Annotated in this window: 24 protein-coding genes and 4 pseudogenes; 10 read left to right on the plus strand and 18 right to left on the minus strand. The window is 60.0% G+C overall.

Going from position 1 to position 26,100, the window contains the following annotated elements; translation table 11 throughout:
• Positions 1 to 11: 11 nt before the first annotated feature.
• From AC3CB8_RS09025 to nifB, 6 genes are all read right to left on the minus strand, one after another.
• Positions 12 to 1,856, minus strand: coding sequence for an ABC transporter ATP-binding protein (locus AC3CB8_RS09025; RefSeq protein WP_352676235.1), 1,845 nt, complete (start codon positions 1,854 to 1,856; stop codon positions 12 to 14).
• Positions 1,857 to 1,941: 85 nt separating this feature from the next.
• Positions 1,942 to 2,835 carry an SIR2 family NAD-dependent protein deacylase gene (locus tag AC3CB8_RS09030; protein ID WP_352726908.1) on the minus strand — a complete coding sequence of 298 codons (894 nt, stop codon included), beginning with the start codon at positions 2,833 to 2,835 and terminating at the stop codon, positions 1,942 to 1,944.
• Positions 2,836 to 2,868: 33 nt separating this feature from the next.
• Entirely contained in the window at positions 2,869 to 3,081 is a 213-nt protein-coding gene (gene nifT, locus AC3CB8_RS09035; protein WP_352726906.1) for a putative nitrogen fixation protein NifT, read from the minus strand.
• Positions 3,078 to 3,398, minus strand: coding sequence for a nitrogen fixation protein NifZ (locus AC3CB8_RS09040; RefSeq protein ID WP_352726904.1), 321 nt, complete (start codon positions 3,396 to 3,398; stop codon positions 3,078 to 3,080). The genes nifT and AC3CB8_RS09040 overlap by 4 nt, the downstream gene beginning before the upstream one ends.
• A 96-nt stretch (positions 3,399 to 3,494) precedes the next feature.
• The gene (locus tag AC3CB8_RS09045) at positions 3,495 to 3,689 is read right to left on the minus strand and encodes a 4Fe-4S dicluster domain-containing protein (RefSeq protein WP_023672218.1); all 195 of its coding nucleotides are present in this window, start codon (positions 3,687 to 3,689) and stop codon (positions 3,495 to 3,497) included.
• Between the two features lie 31 nt (positions 3,690 to 3,720).
• A complete protein-coding gene (gene nifB, locus AC3CB8_RS09050; protein ID WP_352726902.1) occupies positions 3,721 to 5,130 on the minus strand; it encodes a nitrogenase cofactor biosynthesis protein NifB in 1,410 nt (469 codons plus the stop codon).
• Between nifB and AC3CB8_RS09055 the strand changes: the two genes are divergently transcribed.
• On the plus strand, positions 5,048 to 5,218 hold the full coding sequence (locus AC3CB8_RS09055; RefSeq protein ID WP_352595971.1) for a hypothetical protein: 171 nt from the start codon (positions 5,048 to 5,050) through the stop codon (positions 5,216 to 5,218). The two genes, nifB and AC3CB8_RS09055, sit on opposite strands and share 83 nt — an antisense overlap.
• A 217-nt stretch (positions 5,219 to 5,435) precedes the next feature.
• On the opposite strand, the pseudogene nifA reads toward AC3CB8_RS09055, so the two are convergent.
• From nifA to AC3CB8_RS09100, 9 genes and pseudogenes are all read right to left on the minus strand, one after another.
• Positions 5,436 to 7,198, minus strand: a pseudogene (gene nifA / locus AC3CB8_RS09060) (nif-specific transcriptional activator NifA).
• Between the two features lie 179 nt (positions 7,199 to 7,377).
• Positions 7,378 to 7,677: a ferredoxin family protein gene (locus AC3CB8_RS09065; RefSeq protein WP_023678245.1), complete on the minus strand. Its 300-nt coding sequence runs from the start codon at positions 7,675 to 7,677 to the stop codon at positions 7,378 to 7,380.
• Positions 7,678 to 7,688: 11 nt separating this feature from the next.
• Positions 7,689 to 8,996 carry an FAD-binding protein gene (locus AC3CB8_RS09070; protein WP_023784677.1) on the minus strand — a complete coding sequence of 436 codons (1,308 nt, stop codon included), beginning with the start codon at positions 8,994 to 8,996 and terminating at the stop codon, positions 7,689 to 7,691.
• A 9-nt stretch (positions 8,997 to 9,005) separates the two neighbouring features.
• A complete protein-coding gene (locus AC3CB8_RS09075; RefSeq protein WP_023770887.1) occupies positions 9,006 to 10,115 on the minus strand; it encodes an electron transfer flavoprotein subunit alpha/FixB family protein in 1,110 nt (369 codons plus the stop codon).
• A gap of 17 nt (positions 10,116 to 10,132) precedes the next feature.
• Positions 10,133 to 10,984: an electron transfer flavoprotein subunit beta/FixA family protein gene (locus tag AC3CB8_RS09080; protein ID WP_023784676.1), complete on the minus strand. Its 852-nt coding sequence runs from the start codon at positions 10,982 to 10,984 to the stop codon at positions 10,133 to 10,135.
• A gap of 188 nt (positions 10,985 to 11,172) precedes the next feature.
• Positions 11,173 to 11,553, minus strand: coding sequence for a nitrogenase stabilizing/protective protein NifW (gene nifW / locus AC3CB8_RS09085; RefSeq protein ID WP_023736300.1), 381 nt, complete (start codon positions 11,551 to 11,553; stop codon positions 11,173 to 11,175).
• On the minus strand, positions 11,550 to 12,758 hold the full coding sequence (nifV, locus tag AC3CB8_RS09090) for a homocitrate synthase (RefSeq protein ID WP_352726899.1): 1,209 nt from the start codon (positions 12,756 to 12,758) through the stop codon (positions 11,550 to 11,552). The genes nifW and nifV overlap by 4 nt, the downstream gene beginning before the upstream one ends.
• A 25-nt stretch (positions 12,759 to 12,783) precedes the next feature.
• Positions 12,784 to 13,950 (minus strand): cysteine desulfurase NifS, encoded by a 1,167-nt coding sequence (gene nifS / locus AC3CB8_RS09095; protein ID WP_352632244.1) that lies wholly within the window; start codon positions 13,948 to 13,950, stop codon positions 12,784 to 12,786.
• Between the two features lie 441 nt (positions 13,951 to 14,391).
• Positions 14,392 to 14,712 carry a HesB/IscA family protein gene (locus tag AC3CB8_RS09100; protein ID WP_023784671.1) on the minus strand — a complete coding sequence of 107 codons (321 nt, stop codon included), beginning with the start codon at positions 14,710 to 14,712 and terminating at the stop codon, positions 14,392 to 14,394.
• Between the two features lie 687 nt (positions 14,713 to 15,399).
• Here AC3CB8_RS09100 and AC3CB8_RS09105 point away from each other — a divergent pair.
• Positions 15,400 to 16,491: a hemin-degrading factor gene (locus AC3CB8_RS09105; protein WP_352726897.1), complete on the plus strand. Its 1,092-nt coding sequence runs from the start codon at positions 15,400 to 15,402 to the stop codon at positions 16,489 to 16,491.
• Between the two features lie 53 nt (positions 16,492 to 16,544).
• Here the strand turns inward: AC3CB8_RS09105 and AC3CB8_RS09110 are convergent.
• Positions 16,545 to 16,930 (minus strand): annotated as a pseudogene (locus AC3CB8_RS09110) (hypothetical protein).
• Between the two features lie 421 nt (positions 16,931 to 17,351).
• Here AC3CB8_RS09110 and AC3CB8_RS09115 point away from each other — a divergent pair.
• The 6 genes and pseudogenes from AC3CB8_RS09115 to AC3CB8_RS09140 all read left to right on the plus strand — a co-directional run bounded on the left by AC3CB8_RS09115 (position 17,352) and on the right by AC3CB8_RS09140 (position 21,860).
• Positions 17,352 to 18,569: a cytochrome P450 gene (locus tag AC3CB8_RS09115; RefSeq protein WP_352726895.1), complete on the plus strand. Its 1,218-nt coding sequence runs from the start codon at positions 17,352 to 17,354 to the stop codon at positions 18,567 to 18,569.
• Positions 18,570 to 18,609: 40 nt separating this feature from the next.
• Positions 18,610 to 18,801: a ferredoxin gene (locus AC3CB8_RS09120; RefSeq protein ID WP_352726893.1), complete on the plus strand. Its 192-nt coding sequence runs from the start codon at positions 18,610 to 18,612 to the stop codon at positions 18,799 to 18,801.
• Between the two features lie 346 nt (positions 18,802 to 19,147).
• Positions 19,148 to 19,756 (plus strand): nitrogen fixation protein NifQ, encoded by a 609-nt coding sequence (locus AC3CB8_RS09125; protein ID WP_023770877.1) that lies wholly within the window; start codon positions 19,148 to 19,150, stop codon positions 19,754 to 19,756.
• A 262-nt stretch (positions 19,757 to 20,018) separates the two neighbouring features.
• A pseudogene (locus AC3CB8_RS09130) lies at positions 20,019 to 20,207 on the plus strand (ABC transporter permease); the annotation flags it as partial.
• Between the two features lie 186 nt (positions 20,208 to 20,393).
• Positions 20,394 to 20,759 carry a hypothetical protein gene (locus AC3CB8_RS09135; protein ID WP_488377369.1) on the plus strand — a complete coding sequence of 122 codons (366 nt, stop codon included), beginning with the start codon at positions 20,394 to 20,396 and terminating at the stop codon, positions 20,757 to 20,759.
• A 123-nt stretch (positions 20,760 to 20,882) separates the two neighbouring features.
• Positions 20,883 to 21,860, plus strand: a complete 978-nt coding sequence (locus AC3CB8_RS09140; protein ID WP_352726891.1) for a Dyp-type peroxidase — start codon at positions 20,883 to 20,885, stop codon at positions 21,858 to 21,860.
• A 709-nt stretch (positions 21,861 to 22,569) separates the two neighbouring features.
• On the opposite strand, the gene AC3CB8_RS09145 is transcribed toward AC3CB8_RS09140, so the two are convergent.
• Positions 22,570 to 22,953 carry a hypothetical protein gene (locus AC3CB8_RS09145; protein WP_352726889.1) on the minus strand — a complete coding sequence of 128 codons (384 nt, stop codon included), beginning with the start codon at positions 22,951 to 22,953 and terminating at the stop codon, positions 22,570 to 22,572.
• 61 nt (positions 22,954 to 23,014) lie between these two features.
• Between AC3CB8_RS09145 and AC3CB8_RS09150 the strand changes: the two are divergent.
• Positions 23,015 to 23,680: pseudogene (locus tag AC3CB8_RS09150) on the plus strand (relaxase/mobilization nuclease domain-containing protein); the annotation flags it as partial.
• Between the two features lie 279 nt (positions 23,681 to 23,959).
• On the opposite strand, the gene AC3CB8_RS09155 reads toward AC3CB8_RS09150, so the two are convergent.
• Complete coding sequence (locus AC3CB8_RS09155; protein ID WP_352726887.1) at positions 23,960 to 24,508, minus strand: cupin domain-containing protein; 549 nt, start codon at positions 24,506 to 24,508, stop codon at positions 23,960 to 23,962.
• Between the two features lie 177 nt (positions 24,509 to 24,685).
• Between AC3CB8_RS09155 and hisD the strand changes: the two genes are divergently transcribed.
• A complete protein-coding gene (gene hisD / locus AC3CB8_RS09160) occupies positions 24,686 to 25,987 on the plus strand; it encodes a histidinol dehydrogenase (protein ID WP_352726885.1) in 1,302 nt (433 codons plus the stop codon).
• The last annotated feature ends 113 nt before the right edge of the window (positions 25,988 to 26,100 follow it).

Raw genomic sequence — 26,100 nt, forward strand, 5'->3', positions numbered from 1 at the left:
CCCATACTGGGTCATATGATATCACCTGGGCGCGTCTGGAGATCGTAAAGGGCCCTGTAGCGTCCCCGCTTCGCCAGAAGCTCTTCATGCTTGCCGCGTTCTACGATTTCGCCGTTATCGACAAAAAGGATCTGATCGGCATGCATAAGCGCACTCAGCCGGTGCGCGATGATGATCGTCACCCGATCCTTGGCGAAGCGCCGCGTCGCCGCGCGAATGCGCTGCTCGGTGCCGGCATCGATCGCGGCCATCGAGTCGTCGAAAACGACGACAGAGGGGCGCAGCATCATGGTGCGAGCAATCGTGAGACGCTGGCGCTGGCCGCCAGAGAGAGAGACGCCGCGTTCTCCCACGACCGTCTCATACCCTGCTGGGAGCCCTAGAATGTAGTCGTGGAGCTGGGCGAATTCGCCAGCGTGTTCAATTCGCTGTCTCTTCGCCCAGGGGTCGCCATAAGCGATGTTGTTCTCGATCGTGGTGGTGAATAGGAACGCATCCTGCTGTACAACGGCAACCGCCTTGCGAAGGCTCTCGAGGGTGACATTGCGTATATCCTGGCCGTCCAACGTGATGGCGCCACCGGTCACGTCGTAAAAGCGGGGGATCAGATGAGCCATCGTCGATTTGCCGGAACCCTGCGGACCGACGATCGCGATCGTCTCGCCTCTCCGGGCCTCAAAGCTGAGGTTCTTCAGAATGGCGCGGTTTTCGACATTGGGGTACGCAAATGAGACATTGTGGAAGCGCAGAGTGCCGTCGCTTATCTCAAGCGGTCTAGCCTCGAGAGCATCCCTGATCGTGATCTCCTGATCGAGGAGACCGAAAAGCCGCGAACCGCAGCTGGAAGCGCGGGCAAAGGCATTGACCATCAGGCCGATCTGGCGGACTGGCATTTGCAGGATGGTCATGAAGGTCAGGAAGGTCGCCATCGTTCCGACGCTGATCTCGCCAGCGACGAGCTTGTTGCCACCGATCCAAAGCACCAATCCCATTGCGAAAAAGAAGGACAAGGTCATCGCCGACGTGCTGGGTACGTAGATGTCAACGAGATCCTTGGCGAGGCCGAGCGCGGTCTTGGAAGCGCGGTCGAACTTCAGCATCTCATAGGATTGAGCCGCAAAAGCGCGGACCACGCGGATGCCTGCGAGATTTTCCTTCATCACGCGGCTTAGTACCGAAAGGCGCTCATAGAGGTCGAGCCAGGTGGCGCGCAGCCTAAGCTGTGTGGTCGATGAGCGCCAGGCGACAAAAGGCACGAAGCTCAGCGCGACCAGGCCGAGCATGGGATCGGTCGAGATCATCATGTAGGCGCCGATCCCGATCAGCATGGTGAGCAGGACCACGCGAACGAGCGCGGTGGAAAAATACATCCGCACGCCTTGGAGATCGAGCATTCCGATGGTGATCAGATCGCCTGAATGGACCCGGTCGTGAAAGGAAAAGCTGAGACGCTGGATCTTGTCGTAGTAGGCGAGCCGCAGTTCGTACGCGACATGATGCCCGACGGCTTCGGCAAAATAGTTCTGCGCCATCGTGAAAAGGCCGCGTAGCGCGCTGACGGCGAGCAGCAGGAGAGCCGGGGTCCAGAGCGCTTGTCCTGCCGCGCTTCCGGCGACACCGCCCCCGATGGCTGTCTGGGCCTGGTCGACAGCCCGGCCGAGAAGCTGGGGAATGAGCAACTGGAGGATTGCCGCGATGATCGTCGAGCCCATAGCGAAGGCGACCTGCCAGGGATGCCGAAAATTCATACGCGTTATGCGCAACAGCGTACTCAAATCCCGGCCCCAGCGCGCCGCTTCAACATGGGTCAACGAATTCAGAGCGTTCGTTGCGCTGCCGACAGCATCACTGTTCACGGGTGTATTCCCGACTGCATTTTGCGTCTTCGTGGAAAGCCGAAGGACGCATCATCAAAGGCGACCGCCATTGTTAATCCCGTCCTCAACCTGCAGCCGTGCCCGTTCCCAGAAGCCGAGCCGCCGCTTCACCTACTGGCATGTCGATCACCGTTATTCCGCTTGCCGCAAGGAAACGCGCTTCGTTTCTGGTCAGGGTTTCCGCGTCCATTACAGTGCAATAGGGACCGCGGGAGCGCTTCATGATCTGTCTGGCGTAGGTGCGCAGCATCTGATCGTTGAAGCGGCAGCCAAGGAAGAAAAATCCACGGGTGATCCGCCGTTCCTTCACCACGTCTGGGATCGGTGTCTGGATATCAATTTCGGTCAGGACTTCGACATAGTCGGAATCTGCGACGAGAAAGTTTTGCGCGGGCCTACTACTCCCGTGAGGTGCATAGAGGACCGTCTTTGCCCCCGATCGGGCGTCGAGCTCCCTCCCGGACAAATCGTAGGTTTTTGTCCAAATGTTGCCGATTTCGTTCGCCCGCGTGACGCCTTGTAACTCAACGACGTCCGTTCGGCCGGTCTCTACCAGAGCCGTGCGCATCGCGCTGTCATACCAGCTGTCGATGATCAGGGAGAGCGGCAGCCTTGCGAGCCAGGCGTGGAGGAGGGTTGGCCTCACCGGCGCTGCGAATATGTCGGTCATCCAAGCTTGAAGCGTCCGGCGATGCCGGCGCTGTTCGATGAATTGCGCAACCGACCACATATTGGTGCGGATCCTGGAAGGGGCGGGCGCCCGTGCATTGAGTGCCGCGGCAACGACTTCCGGAGTATGCGGCACAGGCGGTTCCGCACAGTTCAACCCAAGAAGACCCGGACCGAGATAGGGGATCACCTCATCGGCGGCGAGCGCTTCCTTCGCCAAGTCAAGCAGCTTATCGGCAAAACTGTCCCGCACGATGACGAGGTGGTCCGATGTCAGGATCGTATTCATGCTCGTTTCCTCGCGACGCACCTAGGGGCAGCATCAGTCCTCTTCGGAAATCTTCCTTGCCTCGACGGTGATCGGCAGACGCGTATCACGTGGCAGATCGGGTAGGAGGAGCCGCCACCCGTTCCTGAGCGTGATAGTTCCGCCCCACAACTCTTCCTTCTCGAGCTTGATGATCGGCTCTTCGAGATCTTTTTTGGGGACATACGCCGACAAGCCAGCATCGGTCCTGCGGATCATGACTTTCATCTGGCCGTCCCTTCATTGGTATTGCTTTCAGCACTGCAGGACGCCTCGGCTTTGTCGAGACTCATCAGTTCACGCGCTCGCATGCCGACGACGGTGCCGCGGTCGATCCACTCGACCGCATAGATGAAGAACTGCTGGAGAAAGGTGCCGATGTCACGCACATATCCCTCATCGCCCTTCCGCACGAGATTTTCCCCGATCTCCCTGCCGGGATAGGTGCCGTCATTCTTTATGTGGCGAGTGGCACGTACCCGCTCTCCCGGCATGAATCGTGGAGGCCTGCGGATTTCGATCTCCTCTTCGCGTCCGAGCGACATGTCCGTTCCCTGATTTCTCTTAGGGCTGCAGATTGTGAACAAGGCGTTCCTGGCGTCCTGCGTAGGCAGCCCCAACCATGTCGGCAGCCCATGTGGTCACGCAGGAACGCAGGTCTTCGGCACCGGGCATACCGAGGCACATTGCTGCGCATCGAAGACCCCCTCGCATTCGGTGCACTTCTGTGACTCGATCACGTAGCTCTCGCCTTTGAACTTGATCGCGCCGGAAGGACATTCGAATTCGCAGGCGCCGCATTGGGTGCATTGGGATGCGATGATCTTGAAAGCCATTTTAACTCCTGGTCCGAATGGATGAGACAGCTCAGGCCGTCGCCGCGAGTGCGGGAGCCCCTGACGTGGCGGTGTAAATCGCGCTGATTGCCGTCTCGATATAGTCATGGGCATAAGCATCGGTCGCTTGGATTCCAGCCTCCGCGAGCTGATCCTGCGGGCAAGTTCCAATCCTGGCGCACAGCACGACATCTATGCCTTGAAGGGCTGCGATGATGCCATCGAGGGCGGCTTCCTTGCCCAAGCCGCCGAGGCAATACTTCTCCACCTTCCGATGCCCGACAAAGCTGATCCCCCTCGGCGAGGCTTGATAAACCTGTAATTCCTTCGCATGGCCGAAATGTTCGTTGACGCGGCCGCCGCCCTTGGTCGCCACCGCGAAGAGGACGGATTTGCCGGGCCTCGCTGCCTTGACCAATCCGATCGCTTCACTTCTGGCCGCCACGTGATCACGGCGCTCCTGCGCGACCAGCTCCCGATAGGCCTTACGCTTGCTGGCATCGTAGGTGACCTCGCCGGGAATCCGGTCGGCCGTGAATTCCTGGCCACGATCCTCGCCAAGCATGCCGACGGCATCTGCCCGGCACTGCCGGCAGTGGCGCATCAACTGGGCGCCGCCTTCGAGACGATCCTGAAGAGCCTTCAGCTCCTTTGCGTTTGGGCCGCGCTGCCCACTCAGTCCGTAGTTCGTGCCGTGCGCCGGGTCCGAAATCAGCGGCATGAGGTTGTGCAGGAACGCGCCTCGCTCCTTGACGCATCTATTCACCTCAATCAGATGCTCATCGTTCACGCCAGGAATCATCACCGAATTGATTTTGGTGAGGATGCCGCGCGCGGTCAGCATCTCCAGGCCCAACATCTGCCGCTCGTGCAGGATCCGGGCGGCGTGGATGCCGACGTAGCGGCGATGGTCGTGAAAGATCCAAGGATAGATCTTTGCTCCGACCTCAGGGTCGACCATGTTGATGGTGATCGTAACGTGATCGACATTCATGTCAGCAAGCTCATCGACACGGTCCGGCAGCGCGAGCCCATTCGTGGAGATGCAAAACTTGATGTCTGGGATTTCCCTGGCAACCCGCGCGAAGGTTGCCTTCGTCTTCTTCCAGTCGTAACAGGCATCGCCCGGTCCGGCGATGCCGAGCACGGAAAGCTGCGGCACCTCGCTGGCGACCGCGATCACCTTGCGTAGCGCCTGGTCGGGCGTCAGCTTTTCAGAGGCCACCCCAGGCCGGCTTTCGTTGGCGCAGTCATATTTGCGATTGCAGTAGTTGCACTGGATGTTGCAGCCCGGCGCGACCGCGACGTGCATGCGCGCGAAATAGTGATGCGCCTCTTCTGAAAAGCAGGGGTGATCCTTGATCTTCTCCCAGACAGCCGGATCCGTGTCGTCGGGCTTTGTCGACGAGCCGCAGGATGACGCGCAGCCACCGGGTTTCATGGTGCCAAGCAACTGGTCACCGAATGTCGTGCTGAGGCTCTCAAGCGAAATTGCCGGTGCAGACATGAACGGCTCCGTTGCTGCGTGATGTCGCAGTTCAAAGCGCAAGAGCTATGCCAGCTCAAAGAGCTGTTTCGGTTCACGAATAGGCTTGTCGTGTCAGATTCCTTCGGATTGCTCCGACAAACCTTTGTCGGGCTTACGACAGTGGACACGCAAATAGGGTCGCGAGGCTAGCAGCCTCGGGCGCGCAGAGCGTGAGCGAGACCACTCCGGGCTGCTTACGGTTGACGTCATCACGACGTCTAGAATTTCTTCACCACGATACCATGCCGGCGCAGGGCGTAGCCGACTTGCCGCGGCGTGAGGCCGAGGATACGAGCCGCCCTGGCCTGAACCCAACCGGCCTTGTCCATCGCGTCGATCACCCGGTCGCGTTCCGCCAGACGCGGGGGACAAGCGGGATCGTTCGGATCGCCGGCCGTAAGGGGAGATATCTTGCCTGCGGAGGCACCGATGCAACTGGCCGGCAGCCGCAATCCGACCGGCACTGCGTTGACCCGTGCGAGATCGTCGATGGCATTGCCGCCATTCGAGCGGTCGGCTCGCTTCCAGAGGAGCCAGGAAAGGCACTGGCCCTTCTTACAGGCGAAATCGGATGGAGTGATCGTCCTTGAGCGCGCAAGTGTGGCCGTCCTTTGGACGCAGTTCTCCAGCTCGCGGACGTTACCAGGGAAGTAACATTGCGAGATCAGGTCAAGCGCCGGCGCCGCGAAGGCTAGTGCGCGATCGTTCTCCTTGTTGAACCGGTTGAGGAAGGCGTTCGCAAGGCGTGGAATATCGCCGGTTCGCTCTCTGAGCGGAGGCAGGATAATTGGCACGACATTGATGCGGTAATAAAGGTCGGCCCTGAACTCCCCTTTTATGACGGCCGCCTCGAGGTCCTTGTTGGTGGCGCATATGAGGCGCACGTCGACCTGTAGCGTTTTGGTCCGCCGACTCGCTCCAACTCGCCTTCCTGCAAGACACGCAACAGCTTGGCTTGAAAAGCCGGCGAAATCTCGCCGATTTCATCAAGTAGCAGCGTTCCCTCATTTGCCAATTCAAAACGACCGGCGCGCTGGGAGATAGCACCCGTGAAAGCGCCCTTTTCATGCCCAAACAGTTCTGACTCCAGAACGCTTTCAGACAGTGCGGCGCAGTTCAATTTGACGAAAGACTTCTTCCTCCGACGTGAGAGCTTATGGATGGCCTGCGCAAAGAATTCCTTGCCGGTGCCGCTTTCACCCCGCAGAAGCACGCTGGAATTGGTCCCTGCTACGACCGAGACGGTTTCGAGCACCTGCTTGAGTGCGGGGCTTTCCCCGATGATCCCGTCGATTTTGGCATCCGCATGCCGGGCAGGGTCGTAGGTCCTCCCCTCGTTGGGCGATTTCTCCGGTCCCGATTGCTCATGGCCACACCGCTGACGATCTGTACTCAGGGCGCGATGGAGGCGGATGGTCCGGCCGACAAGGTTGGCGACCATCGTCAGGAAATAAATGTCCTCGTCGTCGCGAAAGTCGGTGGCGCCGTCTCCGGCGCGGTCGATCGACAATGTCCCAAGGATATCATGATCAGCCTTTAGCGGGATACCGATAAAGGCAATTGGGATGGTTCCGATGCTCGAAGACGTTTGAAGGTCAGCCTGAAATAGTTGGGACTTGCGCACGTCCGGTATGAAGAGCGGCGTCCCCGTAGCGACGATTTGATCTGTTACGGCCTGTGGTATGACGCGGCGAGTGCCTGATTGACGTACGTGGGTATTGCCGGCAGTCGCGGCAATCTCCAGCTCTCCTTCAGCGTCCAGGACGACGATTGCTCCGTGACGCATCTGCAGAAATGAAGGCAGGACGTTCACGACATTGGCGAGCGTAATCTCCAGCTCGCTGGGGGCGGTCAGCACCTTCGATATCTCGTAGAGTCCTCTGAGCGCGATATCTGATTGGGGCATGCTTTTGATGGGCGGTTCAGGGCGGGTCTCCCGAGGTCCAACCTCGTCGACCCGATCTTGCGGTCCGTGGGTCATGGAAACACCTCAGGGGTTGTCGTCCAGAGTGCTCCTCCTTTTTTATCTGAATTCTGAAAGCACAGTATTCACGAGCTTCTCTTCGTCAAAGCGACGATCGAAGCAAAGAAAATAGACTTGGCGTTGGGCGAGACCTAAACTGTATCAAGATCAACCCTCTTAATACGTGCGTGCGTCGGTCATCCGAATTTGAAGAGGACTCCGAAACCGCCGCGTGGATAGTTCCACTCGATCTCGCCACTGGTCTCACACAAAATCCGGCAGGTGCCGCACTCCATGCAGCCGTCAGCAGTGATCTCCACTTGACCTTTGTCGTTCAACTCATAACATTTCGCCGGGCAGACGTGGGTAAGCGCGAGCAAGTTCGCGCTTGGCCTCTCGTGCGGTCGCACTTTGATATGCGGGCGGCCGGAATCCACCAAGTAGCGGTTCTGGTAAAGCTTGTCCTCGACACGTGACTTTGTCACTGCGATCGTCATTTCGTCTCCCTTCAGCGCCACGCCAATGCAAGGCGGACCGCGTCGCTGACCAGCCCCCAACGCGAGCGCGCCTTGATGAAGGCCGCCGTGGTCGCCTTTTCCTTCTCGATCTTCGGCGTGCCGTCGACACGCATGAAGTTCTGCGCGGCCTGCGACATCAACCGCGGATAAGTTGTGAAGTAATTGCAGGAATTGGTGTGGAGCAAGGCCGGCATATCTTTGTATTTTTTTAGGTCCTTGACCACGAAGGACTTGTCCAGCATGGCTTTGTAAAGAGCGAGATTTCGTTTGGTCATAGGAGCGTTGCGGCTGTTGACCTCGATGATTGCCTCAGCCGCGATGCGGCCGGAGGTCATGGCGAGGTTCGAGCCCTCGCGGTGAATGGCGTTGTTCAGTTGCGCGGCATCGCCGACCACGACCCAACCATCGCCAAACAGCTGCGGAATAGCCTTGTAGCCGCCTTCGGGAATGAGGTGTGCGGAATATTCTTTCACTTCCGAGCCGGCGATCAGCGGCCGGATCGAAGGATGGCTCTTTAAGGCATCAAGGAGAACGTAGGGGCTCTCGACCATCGCGGCAAAATCGGAGACGAGGCAGCCAATGCCCAGTGAGATCGACTCCTTGTTGGTGTAGAGGAAGCCGAGCCCGGCCATGCTGCGGGAGGTCGTGCCCACCGCCTCGATCACGCAGCCTTCATCGCCCTTGACGCCGAACCGCTGCTCAATGACCTCTTCGGGCAGGAAATGCATTTCCTTAACGGCGAGCGCCACGGTTTGTGGCTTCGGCATCTGGCGCAGGCCGGCTCGCGTCCCAAGCAGTCCGCAGACACCTTCTGCGAGAACGACCACGTCCGCGTAGATGGCTCCGCCGGCCCGATCTGTGCGGACGCCGACCACCCTGTCCTTGGCGTCACGGATGAGCTCCGTCACGGTCGTCTCGCACAGAACCGTCGCGCCGGCCTCGCGCACCTTACGCGAAAACCATTTGTCGAACTGGGCACGGATGATTGTGTATCGGTTGGGCTTGGCCTCATTGAAGTCGTCCGACCGATAGTGAATCCCGGTATGGGATGTGTCGTCCATCACCCAAAGCCGCTGTTCAACCAAATGCCGCTCGAGAGGCGCATCGTCCCTGAAATCCGGGATGATCTTCTCCAGCATGTTCGCGTACATGATGGCACCTTGGACATTCTTGGAGCCCGGATATTCACCGCGCTCCAACTGCAGCACCTTTAGGCCATGGCTGGCCATGGTGTAAGCAGCTGCGTTTCCGGACATGCCTGCCCCAACAACAATGGCGTCGAAGTTTTCCTCGATCATGTCCGTCCCTTAGCTCGCAAGCTTATCGCGACTGTGGGGCGACAGCCGCCGGGTGAAGGCTTCCGTCAGTGCGGGCAGGAAGCGGATCGCGTCGGTGACGATTCCGAGGTGAGCGAAATCGAAAATCGGCGCGTTCGGGTCGGTGTTGATGGCCACGATGAGATCCGCCCCCTCGACGCCAACCCGATGCTGGACGGCGCCGGAAATCCCGGCCGCTATGTAAAGCTTCGGCCGGATGGTCTTGCCAGTCTGGCCGATCTGCCGATCAGCTGGCATCCAGCTCTTCTGGACTAACGGGCGCGAACAGCCATGCTCGGCGCCGATTGCTCGCGCGAGGTTCTTCACAAGCTGCAGGTTCTCCGCCGCGCCAAGACCAAGGCCTCCCGCAACCACGACGTCGGCATAGGCAAGGTTTGCCTTTGCCGACTGATTGTCCGGCAGGAAGCCGAGGACTTTGGTAGCGATCTCGTCCTCGGCAAGCGAGAGCTTGTGCCGGATGACACGCCCGACCGGTTTATCCGTCCGCTGCGGCATGGGCATGACCCTTGGCCGCACTGTCGCCATCTGAGGGCGGAAATTGAGCGTATAGATCGTGCACAACAAGGAACCGCCGAAAGTCGGACGCGTGGCGGCGAGCGAACTGTCGGTATCCACATCGAGTTCGGTGCAGTCGGCCGTGAGCCCTGTCTGCAAGGTCGTCGCCACGGAGCCGGCAAGATCCCTGCCGAGTGTGGTGGCACCGAGAAGAAGGATTTCGGGTTTGTGGGTATCGACCAGATCCGTCATCGCCTTGGTGAAAGGCTCGTTCCGATAGTCGGCGAGCAGGGGCGCCTCGGCGATGTAGACAAGGTCAGCACCATAGGCGAATGCTTCGGCAACGGCGTTCCCGACGGCCTCTCCCGGCGGTCCGAGCACGACGCCTGCAAGCTGGACCTGAAGCTTGTCTGCTAATTTGCGGCCTTCGCCGAGCAGCTCGAATGATACGGGGTGGACCTGGCCGCGTTCGAGCTCGATGAAGACCCAGACGTGCCGGTAGTCCTTGAAATGGGCGGGCAGCTCCTTCTTTATGCCGGCGCGGCCGGCGGCAGGGCGAGGGGGTTCTCGGTTCGCGGTCGACATCGTTTTGCTCCTTGCCGTCACGCGCCGCCGTTGAAGGCGAGCTCATGTTCCAGCGCCGGCTGGCGGGTGAAGATTGCGGTGATGAGTTCGTCAGCGACATCGCGCAAGGGCATCTCGGCGGTGTCGATTAGTGTCGCCTTTTCAGACCGCGCAGGGGGGGCGAAAACACGCTTGACGACGGTCGGTGAGCCGCGCAGGCCGCATTTGGTGAGATCCTCAATGCCGGCGTCGGCCGCACTCCATTTCAAGACCTGGCTGCGCGCGGCGCACAAGGCGTCGTGGATCGAGCCCCGGCGGATCTCGTTTGTGCCTTCCAGCATGGTGATGAGGCAAGGCAGCCTGCTCTTCAGCATCTGTGTGCCGCCTTCGGAGCGGCGCTCGACCTTGATCTCGCCTGCAGCAAGGTCAATAGAGGGGATCTTCGCAACATAGGTCAGTTGCAGGAGTCCGAGGCGCTTGGCGATGCCGGGCCCGACCTGGGCGGTGTCGCCATCGATCGTCTGCTTGCCGGTGAAGACGAGGTCTGGCGTGCCGAACGTCTCGCCGACCTTCGCGATTGCCTGGGAAAGGGCGAACGAGGTCGCCAGCGTGTCGGAGCCGGCAAAATAGCGGTCGGTCAAGAGCACCGCTCGGTCGGCGCCGTAGCCGAGCGCCTTGCGCAGCGCGTCCTCTGCCATGGGCGGACCCATGGTGAGCACAGTGACTTCGCCGCCATACGCATCGCGCAGTCTGAGCGCTTCTTCGAGGGCGAACAGGTCGTAAGGGTTGATGATGGTCGGAACACCCTGGCGCATGATTGTGTTCGTCACCGGATGGACCCTTATCTGTGCCGAGTCCGGCACCTGCTTGATGCAGATTACGATGTGCATTGGCGGTTTCTCTAGGCTCCTGTCCGGGTGCGGGCATTGCGGTTATCTCCTTGATCCGCATAATTCGTGCCAAGTCTCTTGCGCTGCCCCCTTTCCTACAACTTCGGCTGGTTGCTTCTGACGGCGCTGTGGTGATGACCGGATTTGTCGGCTGCTCGACATTGTCGCGTCGCAACCCTTGTCGCCGCTCATTCCCGTCCGAACCGCTTCAGTACCGAGTCGAACGGGACAAAGGTGTGACCCGGCGCGGCAGGTTTGTTCGGATCGTGGTCCTTGAGCACCTTGAAGACCCGATGCGTGAGCGGCGAGGAAATCGCAAAGTCCTCGTAAGCGCGTTCGAGCGTCGCGCGCACCCTCGCGGCAATCACCTGGTCGGGTAGACCGGAGAAATCTTCTTCGGCAAGGTATTGGCCCACGCGCTTCATTATATGGAGCCGCGAGACATTCAGCACCTTGGGGTCATAGGAGACGCCAAGGACTGAGAAGAACTCCTCCGCGGCCGACAGGCGCTTCAGTCGTGCGAGGATGTCGGTGACATCGATGGGGCGGCTGTCAGCGGAACAATTCATTGCATTCTCCCTGGTCGCAAAACTGTGGCCTTTGCGCGCGCGCGCACGGCTGACCTGGACCCGCACAGCTCGAAGAGGGACGCTTCGCTGCACTTTTTATCGTAGAGCTCGACCAGTTGAGTTGCAGTGAGCGTCGATTTGGTCTCGGCCGCCTCGCGCCGGACGCGGGCCACCATCGCGGCTGCCAGATCCGGGTCGAGATCGCGACCGCTTTCGCTCAGCACATGGGCAATCGCAGTGGCGCCGGAATGCTTGCCGATGACGATCCGCCGGCAGCGGCCCACGAGAGCCGGATCAAGCCCCTGATAAGTACGCGAGTCCTTCAGCAGCCCTGCGACGTGAATGCCGGATTCGTGGGTGAAAACATCGGCGCCGACGACCGGCTTAGTGGCCGCGGTCTGCCGGCGGGCGGCCCAGGCCACCTCGGCGGCGAGGCTGGGCAATGCGGTCAGCTCGATGCCGGTATCCGCGCCGCCGAAGACCGCCATCGCGGCGGCCACCTCTTCCAGCGCGGCATTGCCCGCACGCTCGCCGAGCCCCAGGACGGTGACGGAGGCATGGCGCGCGCCTGCGCGGATCGCCGCCAGCGTGTTGGCGCCAGCAAGTCCGAGATCGTTGTGCGCATGAAATTCAAGGTCGATTGGAGACCGCGCCACGAGCTGGGCGACAAGTTCGAAGGTCGAAAACGGGTCGAGAACACCGACTGTGTCGGCTAGCCTCACGCGGCTTGCGCCGGCGCGTGCGGCCGTCTCGATGACGCGGGCGAGATGATCCCGATTGGCCCGCGAGGCATCCTCGCACCCAACCGCGACGAAGAAGCCGGCGGCGGCGGCGCGCCTGACCATATCATCGATGACCTGGAGCGCTCCCGCCTTGTCGAGGCCGAGCTTGGCGGCAAGTTGGATGTCCGACGCAGGCAGCGACAAATTGACCGCTTGGACCCCGCTCTCGATCGCTGCATCGAGATCCAACGACGTCATCCGGCACCAGGCCATGAGCCGAACCGGAAGACGCCGCGCGACCACGGCGCGAATTGTTTCGATCTCGTCGACGCCCATGACCGGCGTGCCGATCTCGATCTCTGTGACGCCGGCCGCCGCAAGAGACTCAGCGATCTCCAGCTTTTCCGTCGTGGTAAAGGCGACGCCCGGCGCCTGCTCGCCATCGCGCAATGTCGTATCGTTGAGAGAGACATGACGGGTCATGACCGGTAGCCTGTTCTTCTGCCGCTCACGCATAGACCGGATTACCCGGCCCAGAACCGAAAAAGCTGCGCAGCTTCCCCACGATTGCCGGCATGACCTCGAGCACCCGGTCGATATCCTCTTCGCTGTTGTCCCGCGCCAAGGAGAAGCGGACTGCCGCGTGCGGCGTTTTCATCGCGCTTAGGACATGGCTTGGTTCCAGAGAGCCGGAGGTGCAGGCCGAGCCAGAGGAACACGCGATGCCAATGCGGCTGAGGAGAAGTGGAATTCCATCACTGTCGACATGTTCGAAGGAGATGTTTGCGGTGTTGGGCAACCGTTGCAGGGGATCACCAGTGACACAGGTGCCTGGGATGCGCTGGAGGATCCCGCCCTCCAGACGATCGCGGAGCGACTTTACCCGTGTGGTCTCGTCGTCCATGAATTTCAAGGCGAGTTCGGCCGCCGTGCCGAGCCCGGCTATGCCGGGCGTATTCTCGGTGCCAGCACGCCGGTTGTGTTCTTGGTGACCCCCCTTGATCAGCGAATGGAAATTGACGCCACGTTTTACGAAAAGCGCACCGATCCCTTTCGGCCCGTGCAGCTTGTGGCCGGAGAGCGACAGCATGTCGATTAAGGTCGACTTCAGGTCCATCGGAAGCTTGCCGACCGCCTGCACAGCATCCGTATGGAAAAGGGCGCCCACTTCCTTGGCCAACTCGGCAAGCCTGGCCACGGGGAAGATCACACCAGTCTCGTTGTTCGCCCACATTATGGAAACGATTGCCACCCTTGGGGTCAGGGCGGCCATATAGGCGTCGAGGTCGAGCCGGCCAAGGCAATCCACCGGGATCCTATGCACCTTGACGCGGCGGGTCTTCTCAAGATGCGCGCAGAGCGTCAGCACGGCGGGATGCTCGACCGCGGACGTCACGATCTCGGTTCGGTTGGGCGCCGCCTCGAGCGCTGAAAGAAGCGCTGCATTGTCGCTTTCTGTCCCACCCGAGGTGAAGGTGATCTCATCGTCGAACTCTGCGCCGATCAGCGCTTGCAATTGCCTCCGCGCATTTCTCACCGCCGCGCTGACTGAGGCGCCAAGAGCGTGCGCCGACGAAGGGTTGGCGAATTGATCCCTAAAGAACGGCAACATCGCTTGCAGGACCGCAGGATCGACCCGTGTGGTTGCGTTGTTGTCGAGGTAGACAGGCTTCATAGGTGCGATCCTCAGTTGACCAGAATGACGCGGCGCGGACCGACTCGTTGAGCCTCTGACGCATGCCGTTGATGATAATGGGCCTGAACTGGCAGCCCGCGCAGACGCCCGGAGTGTTTGACGCAGACCGGATCTCCGTCGAGATGGACATGTTCGCAGTGGCCGCCGTCAGCCCGCAGGTAAGGACGCCCGAACGCGATAACGTTATCGATGAGCCGAATTTGGCGCAGCGGCGCGATTGTCCGCAAGCAGCTCGGGTGACACCAGGACCCGAGCTGTTTCGGGAGGCGACGTTCTTTGCATCCTAGGGAAGCGAATGGCTGTCCCGAGATCGGCTTTGACCTTACCTTGTTTTTTAGGACGGGGACATCTGTCGTGCCGGCCATATAAGTCTCCTCTGCCGCAAAATCAGTCTGTCGGCCGCACAGGCGCTTCGGGCGTTTAACTGAAGGACTTGCCGCAGCCGCACTTTTCGCGCGCATTGGGGTTATCGAAGACAAAACCGGAGGATTCGAGCCCGGTGAGGAAGTCGACGGTCATGCCGGCTACATGTGGTTGGGAACCCGCGTCCACGAACAGCTTGATCCCATCTGTGTCAGTGATCGCGTCGCCCTCGCGCGACACGCTCTCCAGGCCCATTAAATATTTGAAGCCGGCGCAGCCGCCGGCCTCGACCATGATGCGAAAACCTTCCGCCGGCTCGCTGGCGCGGGAAAGAGCAGTCTTGAAGGCGGCAACAGCGTTGTCGGTGAGCGTAATCATGGCTCCATTCTCCTCAGTCCGGGACCTGCTTGCGCATCACGTCGCATGCACCGTGCCAAAGCGAAAAAAAACGTTTCAACACAGCGCGGCATCTCTGACACTGCCGTGCTTCTTGTGAGTGCATTGCTGCGAAGCTGTCGGCCAACCGACACGTACTGTCGGGTTTGTCGGGTCTGCCACGAGGGATATTGGGCCTGAGTTCTTGGTTGAACTCACATCACCAAATACAGAACTTCTTCTGAGCTTGCTTCGGCGCAATTGGCACGGTTTTTGAGGCTCCGTTTGGCGAGGCGGCAAGAGCATGCCGATCCACAATCATGCCGTGGGTGCCCTCGCGATGGATGGGGCGAAGCAAGGGAGCAACATGTCAGGACCGGGTCAGATACGCCTCGCTTGGCAAAGCAGCGCCGCCCGTGGCATCAGAATGCCCGCTTGGCCGATTGCGACAACACCCACACTCGCTCACCACCGCCGCCCAGTAGCCGCCGACCGGCTCAACGGGATGCCATCGGCATGTGCCTGCTCGCCGGTTTTCGCGCGGGTGCGACGCCGTGTGCACGCTGTCCAGCGACACTTTGTTCATGGGCCAGCAGCAGATCAGGGGCGAGCATTACGGCCGCCCTATCGGCTGAAGATTCCCCGGCAGGGCAGCTGATCCTTACACGTAGGTAGAACCAGGGGTAAGACATGGACCAGCGCGAGAAACCGTCGCCGGATGAAATACGGTGGGCGTGCGAAGACAATCCGAAAATCCGGGAGCATGATCTCGCCGCTCGATTGGACATTTCGGAAGCCGAATTGGTCGCGGCGCATTGTGGTCACGGCGTGGTGCGCATCGAGCCGCGCGTCGATGATCTGCTGACCGGCCTCGAAGCGGTCGGCGAGGTGATGGCGCTCACCCGCAACGAAAGTGCCGTGCACCAAAAGATCGGCGTCTACGAAAAAGTGGTCACCGGCAACCAGCATGCCATGGTGCTCGGCGACGACATCGACCTGCGCATCTTCCCGAAAGCGTGGGCGTATGGCTTCGCCGTCGAGAAGCGCGAGGGAGCCGAGATCCGCCGCAGCCTGCAATTCTTTGATGCCGCCGGCGAGGCGATGCACAAAGTATATCTCAGGCCCGCCTCGAACCTGCACGCCTATCAAAATCTGGCGGCAGAGCTCGTATTCTCCGACCAGGAGCCGATCATATCGGTCGAGGCGGGCCGTGCGCGCGATAACGCAGTGAGTCCAGACCAAGCCGCCACGGTCGACAACCTACGCGAGCACTGGGGCCGGCTAAGCGACGTGCATCAGTTCTACCACATGTTGAAGACACTGAAGCTCAGCCGCTGCCAGGCGATGCGTATGGCCGACGAGGATTACGCCTGGCTGCTCGACAATGATGCCGTTGGCGCCCTGTTCCAACAGGCGGCCGAAGACGAGATGCCTATCATGTGCTTTGTCGGCAATCGTGGTTGCATCCAGATCCATTCCGGCCCGATCAAGTCGGTCAAGCAGATCGGGCCGCGGATCAATGTGCTCGACGAGACCTTCCATCTGCATCTTAGGACCCATCACATCCGCGAGGTCTGGGCCGTGCGCAAGCCGACGAGGGACGGTCACGTCACATCCATTGAAGCCTATGGCGCCGACGGCAAGATGATCATCCAGTTCTTCGGCACGCGCAAGGAAGGCGAACGCGAGCGCAGCGACTGGCGGTTTCTGGCCGAGAGTCTGCCACGCATTCCCGGTCCGACCTCCAGGGATGTGTTGAGTGCCGACAGGTCCTCGGATTGAACCGGCCGCCATAGGACTCGGCACAACGTTGCGACAGCGGCTCGCGAGGAAATTTAGGTCCATGAGCGGAAAGGCTTGCCGTCGTAGGGGATGCGCACGGTCAGGTGATGCACGCCGGAATGGACCGCACCGATACAGTCAAGCTGGTCGCCGGCCGGAGGTGCGCACGAGTGCATCGCCGTCTGACCGAAAATCCTTGCAGCGCCTGCGAGCGATAAAATGCATACGCCATCAACGCCGAACCGAAGCGCGGCTCGACCTTGTTGATATTCCGATCATCGCGCGCAAGCGCCGTCGGGTCTTGTCGGACCGCAGTCGATCCTTGCGCTGGATCGCGTCGTTGCTCAATCCGGGCCGTGCGAGCGATCTCCTCGCTCGTCGACCGGAAGGCTGTGCAGCAGCAGCCAAGCCGAACAGCTTGATGTCGCGGACTCGACAAAACCGACCACGGATGTCGGTTGTCGGACGTTGTCCTAACAATGATGGACAGGTGATCCCAGCGGCGGGCCCAGTGCAGGCTGGCATTGCTTGGTGCAGCGCCATGGGTATGCCTATCCGGCACGCGACTTGCTTCGACGATTTGATCAGCAGGGCATCAGCAGTGCGTCACAGAGCTCAGCGGTGATTGACCACCTCTCAACCCTATCGGGGATAAGCGGCGGCTTTGCTTCATGACCGCAGCGCGGCGGAGATGCCTTTTGATTGACTTCGCAACCGATCTCATCCGCGCTGGCAGTGGGCTGATCGGGCGACAGAATCTCGAAGGCGCCCGACACGAGACGCACCCATGCTGGATGTCGACTTTATGAACAGCGGTGCAATCTCGATCGAGCCATGAACGCCAATGTAGAGAAAGCAAAATGGCAACCAACCCCGTTCCAGATCATGTCCCGCCCGAAATGGTGAGGGACTTCAGCCTGTTTACATCGCCAGGGATGCCGCCAACACCCAACGGGGATCCACACGCAGCTGTCGCTTGCGTACATGACGGGCCTCCGATCTTTTACTCCCGCTACAACACGCAAGATGGCCGGGGTACATGGGTCATCACCCGTGCCGCGGACCAGCGGAGGGTGCTGCAGGACGCAGAGACTTTTTCCAGCCATCGCAGCATCTTCTCCTCCATACTGGGTGAAAACTGGCCGACGATCCCGCTTGAGCTCGATCCACCGGCCCATGGCGTCTTTCGCTCACTGCTCAATCCGCTGCTTTCGCCAAAGCGGGTGTTGGCTTTGGAACCGGCTGTCCGCGAACGGGCGGTCGAGCTGATCGAAAGGATCGCCGCGTCGGGCACAAGCTGCGACGTGATGAAGGATTTTGCATTTCCTTTCGCGGTGAGCACCTTTCTTCGCTTTCTGGGGTTGCCCGATGACCGACTCGATACATTCGTCGGCTGGGGGAAAGATCTGCTCCACGGCGACGATAAGGAACGACCTATGGCTGCCCGGACGATCGTGGCATTCATCGACGAACTTGCAGCCATGCGCCGCCAGGAGGCGGTTGACGATTTCATGACCTTCATCGTGCAGGCACAGGTCGAGGGCCGCCGGCTGACGGACACCCAAGTCCGCGGCATCGGCGTGCTTGTCTTCGTCGCTGGGCTCGACACGGTCGCAGCAGCTATAGGCTTTGACTTGGCGTACCTCGCGCGCAACCTCAAAGATCAGCAATTGCTGCGGAGCGAACCGGACCGCATCCCGCTCGCAACCGAAGAATTGCTGCGGGCCTATCCGCCCATTCAGTTGATCCGCGTGGCTACGAAAGATATCGACTTCGAAGGCGCGCCGATCCGGGAGGGGGACTATGTTTCCTGCGCCACCATGATTGCCAATCGTGACCCGGCGGAATTCGAATGCCCCAACGCTATCGATTTGGAGCGGGAGAATAACCGCCACGCAGCGTTTGGCTATGGTCCCCACCGTTGCCTTGGCTCACACCTTGCCCGGCGGGAGATTGTCATTGGCCTGGAGGAGTGGCTGGCGCGCATCCCGGCTTTCCGGATCAAGCAGGGTACGGCACCGATAACTTCTGGCGGCCATGTGTTCGGGATCGAAAATTTGATCCTGGACTGGTCTTAGGCCCGCCCCGAGCCGGGGCACAGACAATGGAGGCAGCGCCATGCGCATCATCGTCCAAAAGGCCAAATGCCAGGGTCACGCGCGATGCGCGGCGCAAGCGCCGGACATCTTCAAGCTTGATGACGAGGGCTACATCCTGGCCGGTGACATTGAAGTTGCGGAAGGGGAGGAGCTGCCTGCATCGCGAGGCGCGCGATCCTGTCCTGAACGTGCGCTGGAACTCACTCTCTGACGCTCTGAACCAGACGTCATTCAACCGTGAGTCTGGCGGCTTGAATGGGGCCGACCATGTGGCCGCACTCAGCACGCGGCGTTTGTCCTGCACGGTCCACGTCCAACTCTGCGGGGGCATTTCCGGCGCCAGTGTTCCCCAAGAGGCGCAAACGGCAGGGCGGGGGCTCGCGAAACGCCTCTGCCAATCACAGAATTTGCGACAGAGCCGATGCAACAGACGAAAATTGCCGAACTACTCGACCGCGAGGCGATCCGCGACTGCGTATCCGAAGAACTGCCCGACCCATGTTGCGGCAGGCCGGGTCTCTGCATGAATTGATAGGGACAAACCAGGAGAACGCACCATATTTGCTCAACATTATGCCCGGCTCAGCACCGGCCAATCGCCGCAGATCGAGCTGGATCAGCATGTGCTTGCCTGTGTGCTTTCACGTGCGCTCGAGGAGATCGAGGCCGGCGAGGCGACTGTGACGGAGGCAACCGGACTTTCGCGCGCCGAGCTGCGCGATGTCCTGTCCCGCTGTTTTCCTGCTATTCCTATCAACGCGTTTGCCTTGAAAGAGGTGAGCGAGCCCGAGCCGGATCTGGAGGAAGAACTGCTGCATGGACTGCTGTTGGCGCATGCCCGTCCTGGCGACCCGACGAGCGCCCGCTTCGCCAGGATCATCGCCCGGCGTGCCATGCGCAATGACCACCTCTGGCAGGAGCTTGGGCTTTTTAATCGGACCGAGCTCGGCCGCCTGCTCGCCTCGCATTTTCCGACGCTGGCGGCCGGCAACACCCAAAACATGAAATGGAAGAAATACTTCTACCGCAAGCTCTGCGAGGCCGAAGGTTTTTCGCTGTGCAGCGCGCCCAGTTGCCGGGAATGCAATGATGTCGAAAGCTGCTTCGGCCCGGAGGAAGGCGAAAGCCGCCTCACACGGATCAAGAACGGCATCGCCTCGGATTGAGAACCGCTTTCGTCTGTCGTACAGCCGCAGCGCTCGCGCCGCGCCATATGTCTCTTACGAACGTAGACTGACGCCTTCGGGGATTGAATGCTGTGCCTGCTGTCCGATTAGTCGCCATGCTCACTTCGGCGGGCGCCGTCATGATGGCGGTGCGGGATGCGACCCGCACCATCGCCGCCGAGCAAGGTGTTCTCCGGGCCGTTGCTGCTCGCCTGCCTGGCGGTTGCGGCGCCTGGGCGGCCGCGGTTCACCGCCGTCATTGTTCGCGCTGGTGCACAGTTTCGCCTCGATCACCCATTGGGGCGGCCAGATTGTCTCCGGCGTCACCATCAATTTCGTTGCTGCCGGCTCCGCCATCATTCTCGGCCAGGTTCCGGCGGCGCGCGCGCTGGGGTTCCTGGAAGCTTTTCGAACTTTCTGCCTTGCGCCTCCAGCTGAATTTCGCGCGCTCATGAAGGAAGTTGACGGCCCTGGACATACAGTGATGCAAGCATGATCGAACCGCTTATTCGGGGGTTCGAGTCGGGAGAGCGCTACCGTCAATACAGCGCTGCAACCGAATTCGTCTGTTGAAGGGACTTCCCGAGCGAGGTCAGCAGATGCAAATCCTGTCCCAGTAAGATGCCGATTTGAGGAAATTCAGGGAAACGTCCTCGGCGGCTTCAACAAGGACCTGCAGGTCTTCATGTTTCTGCGGATGGCCGAGAACGATCTTGTCTCGACGCGATCCTGGCTGCATGATTGTGCCGCGCGTCTGACGTGGCTTGACGAAGTCGCATCGTTCAAAAAGAAGTTCAGAGCATTTGCGGGCGGCACCTCCGGGGCGGACCCTGGCAACCTGTCGTCAATCTGGATGAATATCGCGCTCTCCTATCCGGCCCTTCTCCGGTTAGTTCCCGATGCTACCCAGTTCGATCCGGTCTTCGCCGGTGGAATGGCTGCAGCGGTCGGAAGGCTTGGAGACCCTATGGATCCAAATGTGCGCGGGCACATCTCCAAATAGATTTTTGGTGCCTCTGGAAAGATTCCTGACATCCTTCTGATTGTTGCAGCTGATCGGGAAGAGGATCTGCTGGACAGGCTGGCGAGCGAGCGGGCGCTGGAAGAGCAGGCCGGTCTTGTCGAGATGCACATAGATTACGGCCGCGACCTCGGCCGCACTGGGGCCCCGGGGTCTTTTCCTCCCGGGCGGGAGCATTTTGGGTTCAAAGACGGCGTGTCTCAGCCGGCGGTGCGTGGCCGCCTATCCCCCGGTATTGGCGACTATTTGGCGCCGCGCGATGGCTCAAGCCCTGCCGGCACCACCATCGAATTTGCCTCTCCCGGGCGCCCCCTGATATGTCCTGGCGAGTTCGTGCTGGGCTATCCCAGGCAGAGCGTAGCCAGCGGTCGGAATGCGGCTGCGCCTTGGCCGCTTGGTAACCAGGCCAATGACGTGGTTGTTGGCGTTCCTCCAATCGGGCCGCTTTGGGCCAGGAATGGATCCTTCCTTGTCTACCGTAGGCTCAACCAGGACGTCCCTGCGTTCAATCGTTTCTTGAGCAGGACCGCGCGTGAGCTGTCGTCGCGCCCGGAATATTCAGGCCTCACCCCGGAGCATTTTGGAGCTATGGTGGTCGGCAGATGGCGCAGCGGAGCTCCGCTTCTTCGTGCCTCGGCCAAGGACGACGAGCGTCTTGCCAGGACGTTAGGCGCCAACAACGATTTCGACTTTCTCAGTGCTGGCACTGCCGCCGATGGCTTCCCGCCAGCGATAGGTGACCCGTCGGGCGAGTTATGTCCTGCGGCATCACACATAAGGAAGGTCAATCCACGGGCGCTGGCGACAGACCAGGGAGGCGAGGTCAATTCCCTCATCAGGCGCATTCTGCGGCGCGGCATTCCATTCGGTGATCCGCTACCTATCGCCAGCGAAGTTGATCCTGCTGATGGTGACCGCGGACTGCTGTTCCTCGGCTATCAGGCATCTATTCGCGACCAGTTCGAATTCCTGCAATCGTTCTGGGCAAACGACGAGGGCAAACCTACGCCTCAGCTCACCGGAAAATCGGGCGAAGACTTGATCATTGGGCAGGGGACATCGCCCGCTCGTCCCGCTTTATGATCGTTGGAAGCGATCAGGTTCGTGTTGATACGCCCAAAGGGGTGGAATGGGTATACCCAACCGCTGGAGGGTATTTCTTCTCGCCGTCCCGAAGCGCAATCGCGGATGTCCTTGGCAAGGTTGCGCCACAAAAGTCGGCTCGCTCAACCAAAAAGCGACATAAGACGTCACGACGATAAACTGGTGTCGGAGGCGTTGCGGCGGGAACCTGGCTGTAGACGTGTCGGGCAGCAGGTGAAGAAGAACGACTTCGACGGTCATGCAACCCTGATGGGGGAGGAAGCGCTGGATGCGGTACGACTTCAGATTTATGTCTAGGAAAAGCAATAAAATCAACGCAATAAAGCCTTCGAGGCCAGGGGAGCGATCGGGATATTCCTTCGACCGCCCATACCTACGCTTTCATCTAGCGCCTCCTGACAATCTTCTCGCAGCGAGAGCGCTCGAAAAATCAGCGAGCAACTTCGAATAGCGCCGTGTGTCGGAACATGAGATACGCTGATATCTAAGTCGGATCTGGTGTTGGAGTGGGACCATGCTTTCCAAGCAAACGCAGAAATTAACCTGTTACTCTGCACTAATCGCTACCACGCTCACTCTTGGCTGCGGATCTTCGCCATCTGCCATAGCCTCCGAACCTGCACTCCCCGGACCGTTCCCGTTCGTATTCGGAGTTGACCGACCGAGTCTCGAGCAGGCCGCCAGAACATCAGGCTTCGCCTTGGGCACATACACACGGCCCCACGGCAAAAGCTGGAATTTCATCGATCTTCCAAGCTACCTCGGCCTCACCATAAACGGCGAGGCCTTGGGTTTCTCCGCACTGTTCGGGTTTGACAAAAGTGAGAAACTCAATCGGGTCGAAATTCAAAATTTTAAACGGACCACGACAAATTGGTGTGACAACGGAAGCTTTGCCAACATAGTTCGACTGTTCCAAGCCAAGTTCAAGCCTGCGGGAAATGACAATCCAATCGAAAACAGTGTCCTGACTGCCGGGGCCAGATAAAAGGCCGCAATGTGCGGCTCGGGCGGTCGGTATTTTTTGCTTCTGTTTTTCACGGATCCGGCAATGTGTGGCTTCGGCGTGCAATGTGCGCCTCAACACATCCTATTGCCGATACTTCTCTTTTCGCACATTGCCGAGGCCGGTGATGGCTGAGGAGAACGACTTTCAGCCACGCCCGGGCCGCATCCGCTCCGCCCGCGCTCAGCGGGCGAAGCCCTTCATCGCGCAGGCGCTCGCCGCCGCCCAGCGGGCCGGCGGCGGCATCTCGCGACAGGGCATGCTCAGAAGCGGGAAGCGCTCCACGTTCGGGCGTGGTCGCGTCGCCAGCGTGCCGGCCAACCGCCTGCTGACTGGCCGCTCGCGTCTGGTCACGATCAAGACGCGCGTCGTCCGCCACACGGCACGCCCGGCGCCGCTCGCCGCCCATCTCGGTTATCTCCGCCGCGAGGGCGTCACAAGGGATGGCGAGAAGGCGCGCCTGTTCGGCCTCGAGACCGAGGACGCCGACCCAAAGGCCTTTGCGGAGCGGTGCCAGGGCGACCGGCATCATTTCCGCTTCATCGTCTCACCCGAGGATGCCGCCGAGCTCTCCGACCTCAGGGGCTACGCCCGCGAACTGGTCGGGCAAATGGAGAAGGACCTCGGGACGAAACTCGACTGGGTCGCCGTCGATCATTGGAACACCCAGCATCCGCACGTCCACATCATCGTCCGCGGCGTCGCCGAGGACGGTCAGGACCTCGTCATCTCCCGCGACTACATCAAAGAGGGGATGCGCGCCCGCGGCAAGGACCTGGTCACGCAGGAGTTGCTTCGACCTATGGCAAAGCGCCGGCCTCGGCATCGAATGCTTCGTTGATCGCCGAAAGCCGGTGTGTGGTTCCGGCGCGTGCGCTTCGTCATGGTCTCTCCTGATTCGCGGCAACCACGTTGCCGTTGTCAGGCGGAAAATCCACTTATCGTTCTGTCCAGATTCCCCAAGCCAGCTCTGAGTTCGGCATTTAATATGAAATACGCGTTTTCTTGTAATTGGGCAGCTGTTTCGCGACGTTGGTTATTATACTCACCAGGCTTGCCCACGATCGGATAGTCAGTAAGTGGGTGGCGTTATAGCGCTCACGATTTCGCTATGGCCGTTGTGAACGTTTCGAAATCGATGCGGCAACCGGCTATCAAAATAGTATCCGTCTCCCGGATTGAGAACTCGTCTCTGGTTTCCCACTGTGACCTCCACCATGCCGGACAAAACCATGCCAGCTTCCTGCGCTGTATGGGTGAATTCCTCGCCGCTGTCCGCGCCCGGTGCGTATCGTTCGTGCAACATCAGCAGTTGGCGGTTCGGGTGATCCAAGCCGATCACGCGATAGGAGATTGTGTCGACCTTTCCGATTTCTACCAGGTTGGCCGACATATAGAATGGGGAATACGGGAGGCTTGACTGTAGATCGGAAAAGAAGCCCGTAAGCGTCGTTCCAAGCGCGTCCAGAACAGCACCCAAAGTGTCGACCGAAGGGCTCATTCGATCGCGCTCAATGAGAGATATTGTAGAATGAGATATTCCCGAACGAGCCGCCAACGCTCTGACGCTAAGGTCCCGTCGGCGACGCAGTTCGCGCAGTTTGCTGCCAATCTTTGGCATTCGTCAGTTCCTTGAATAGTTGTTTAGAGAGCATGCTGTCCCCTCAATCAAACCAATACCAAGAGGATCCGGGTAGCTGACCATGTGGTGAGTATATTGAACGCGTGCCAGCTGGGCAATTGTCGGATTGTATTTATTGCACGATGCTGGGAGCATCATCCACGTTAAGAGGTTTTGATGACGTCACGTATCGAAGCGCTGAAAGGCAAATTTACTCAGATTAAGGAGCCCTCACGAGATGCCATCTCGCACGCGGTTCCGGTCGAGAAAACCGTGAAGGACATTATTGCGAACGTTCGCGAGCGAGGGGACACCGCGGTCCGCGAATACTCCCTTGCCTTCGACAAGGCAGACGTCACCAACTTTGAAATCACTGAGGACGAGAAGCAGAAAGCTGTCGCCGATCTCGATCCGCAGACGCGCGAAGACACTGAGTTTGCTATTGCCAACGTCCGCCGTTTTGCAGAGGCTCAGCTGGGCACCATCCTGCCGCTTGAGATCGAGAGCCTGCCCGGTCTTCATCTCGGTCACCGGGTAATACCGATTGAGACTGTCGGCTGCTATGTGCCTGGCGGCCGCTACCCGCTCCTGTCGGCGCCAGTCATGACCATTGTCCCGGCCAAGGTTGCAGGCTGTGATCAGGTCATTGCCTGCCTTCCGCCGAATGCTGACCCTGCTATGATCGCAGGTTGCCACCTTGCCGGGGCAGATCGCATTTTCCGCGTTGGCGGAGCGCAGGCGATCGCCGCCATGGCCTACGGCACTGAGACGATTCCGGCAGTCGACAAGATCGTCGGCCCGGGCAACGCGTTTGTGAATGAAGCAAAGCGGCAAGTGTTCGGTCAGGTCGGTATCGACCAGCTCGCTGGCCCGAGCGAAATCTTCATCGTGGCCGACGAAACCGGCAATGCAGCAACCATCGCGACCGATCTTCTGGCGCAGGCCGAGCACGACGTCCGCACCCGTGTTGGGCTCGTGACGACTGACCGCAAGCTTGCTGAGGACGTTCTCAAGGAAGTCGAAAGGCAGTTGGAAGACCTGCCCACGGCCCCGGTAGCGGGCGTTGCATGGAAGGATTATGGAGAGATCACTGTCGTGGAAGACGAAGGCACGATGGTTGCCTACTCGGACTACATCGCTACTGAGCATCTTCAGGTCCACACCCGGGATCCGCAGGCAACCGCTAAAAAGCTTCGAAACTACGGCTCGCTCTTCATTGGAGAACTTGCCAGCGTCGTCTATTCGGACAAGTGCTGCGGTACGAACCACACCCTGCCGACCATGGCGGCAGGTCGCTACACTGGCGGTCTTTGGGTTGGCTCCTACGTTAAGATCGCCACGCACCAGTGGTTGGACGAGCGTGGTGTTGCCGCCGTTGCTCCGGCAGCTGTGCGTCAGAGCGCGACTGAAAAGCTGGAAGGCCATCGCCGCGCCGCGGCATTGCGGCTTAGCCCAAAGCGACTGGCCTCAATTGGTTGAGTCATGACAGCGTCGGTTTGGAACATCGAGGCCTAACATAACCCATAGAGGCAGCGATCATTCCTGCCTCGTCTCAAGAGGAGGCATGCTGTGAATAGCGCGCTCGACTTTTC

Source organism: Mesorhizobium sp. P160927, assembly GCF_057766385.1.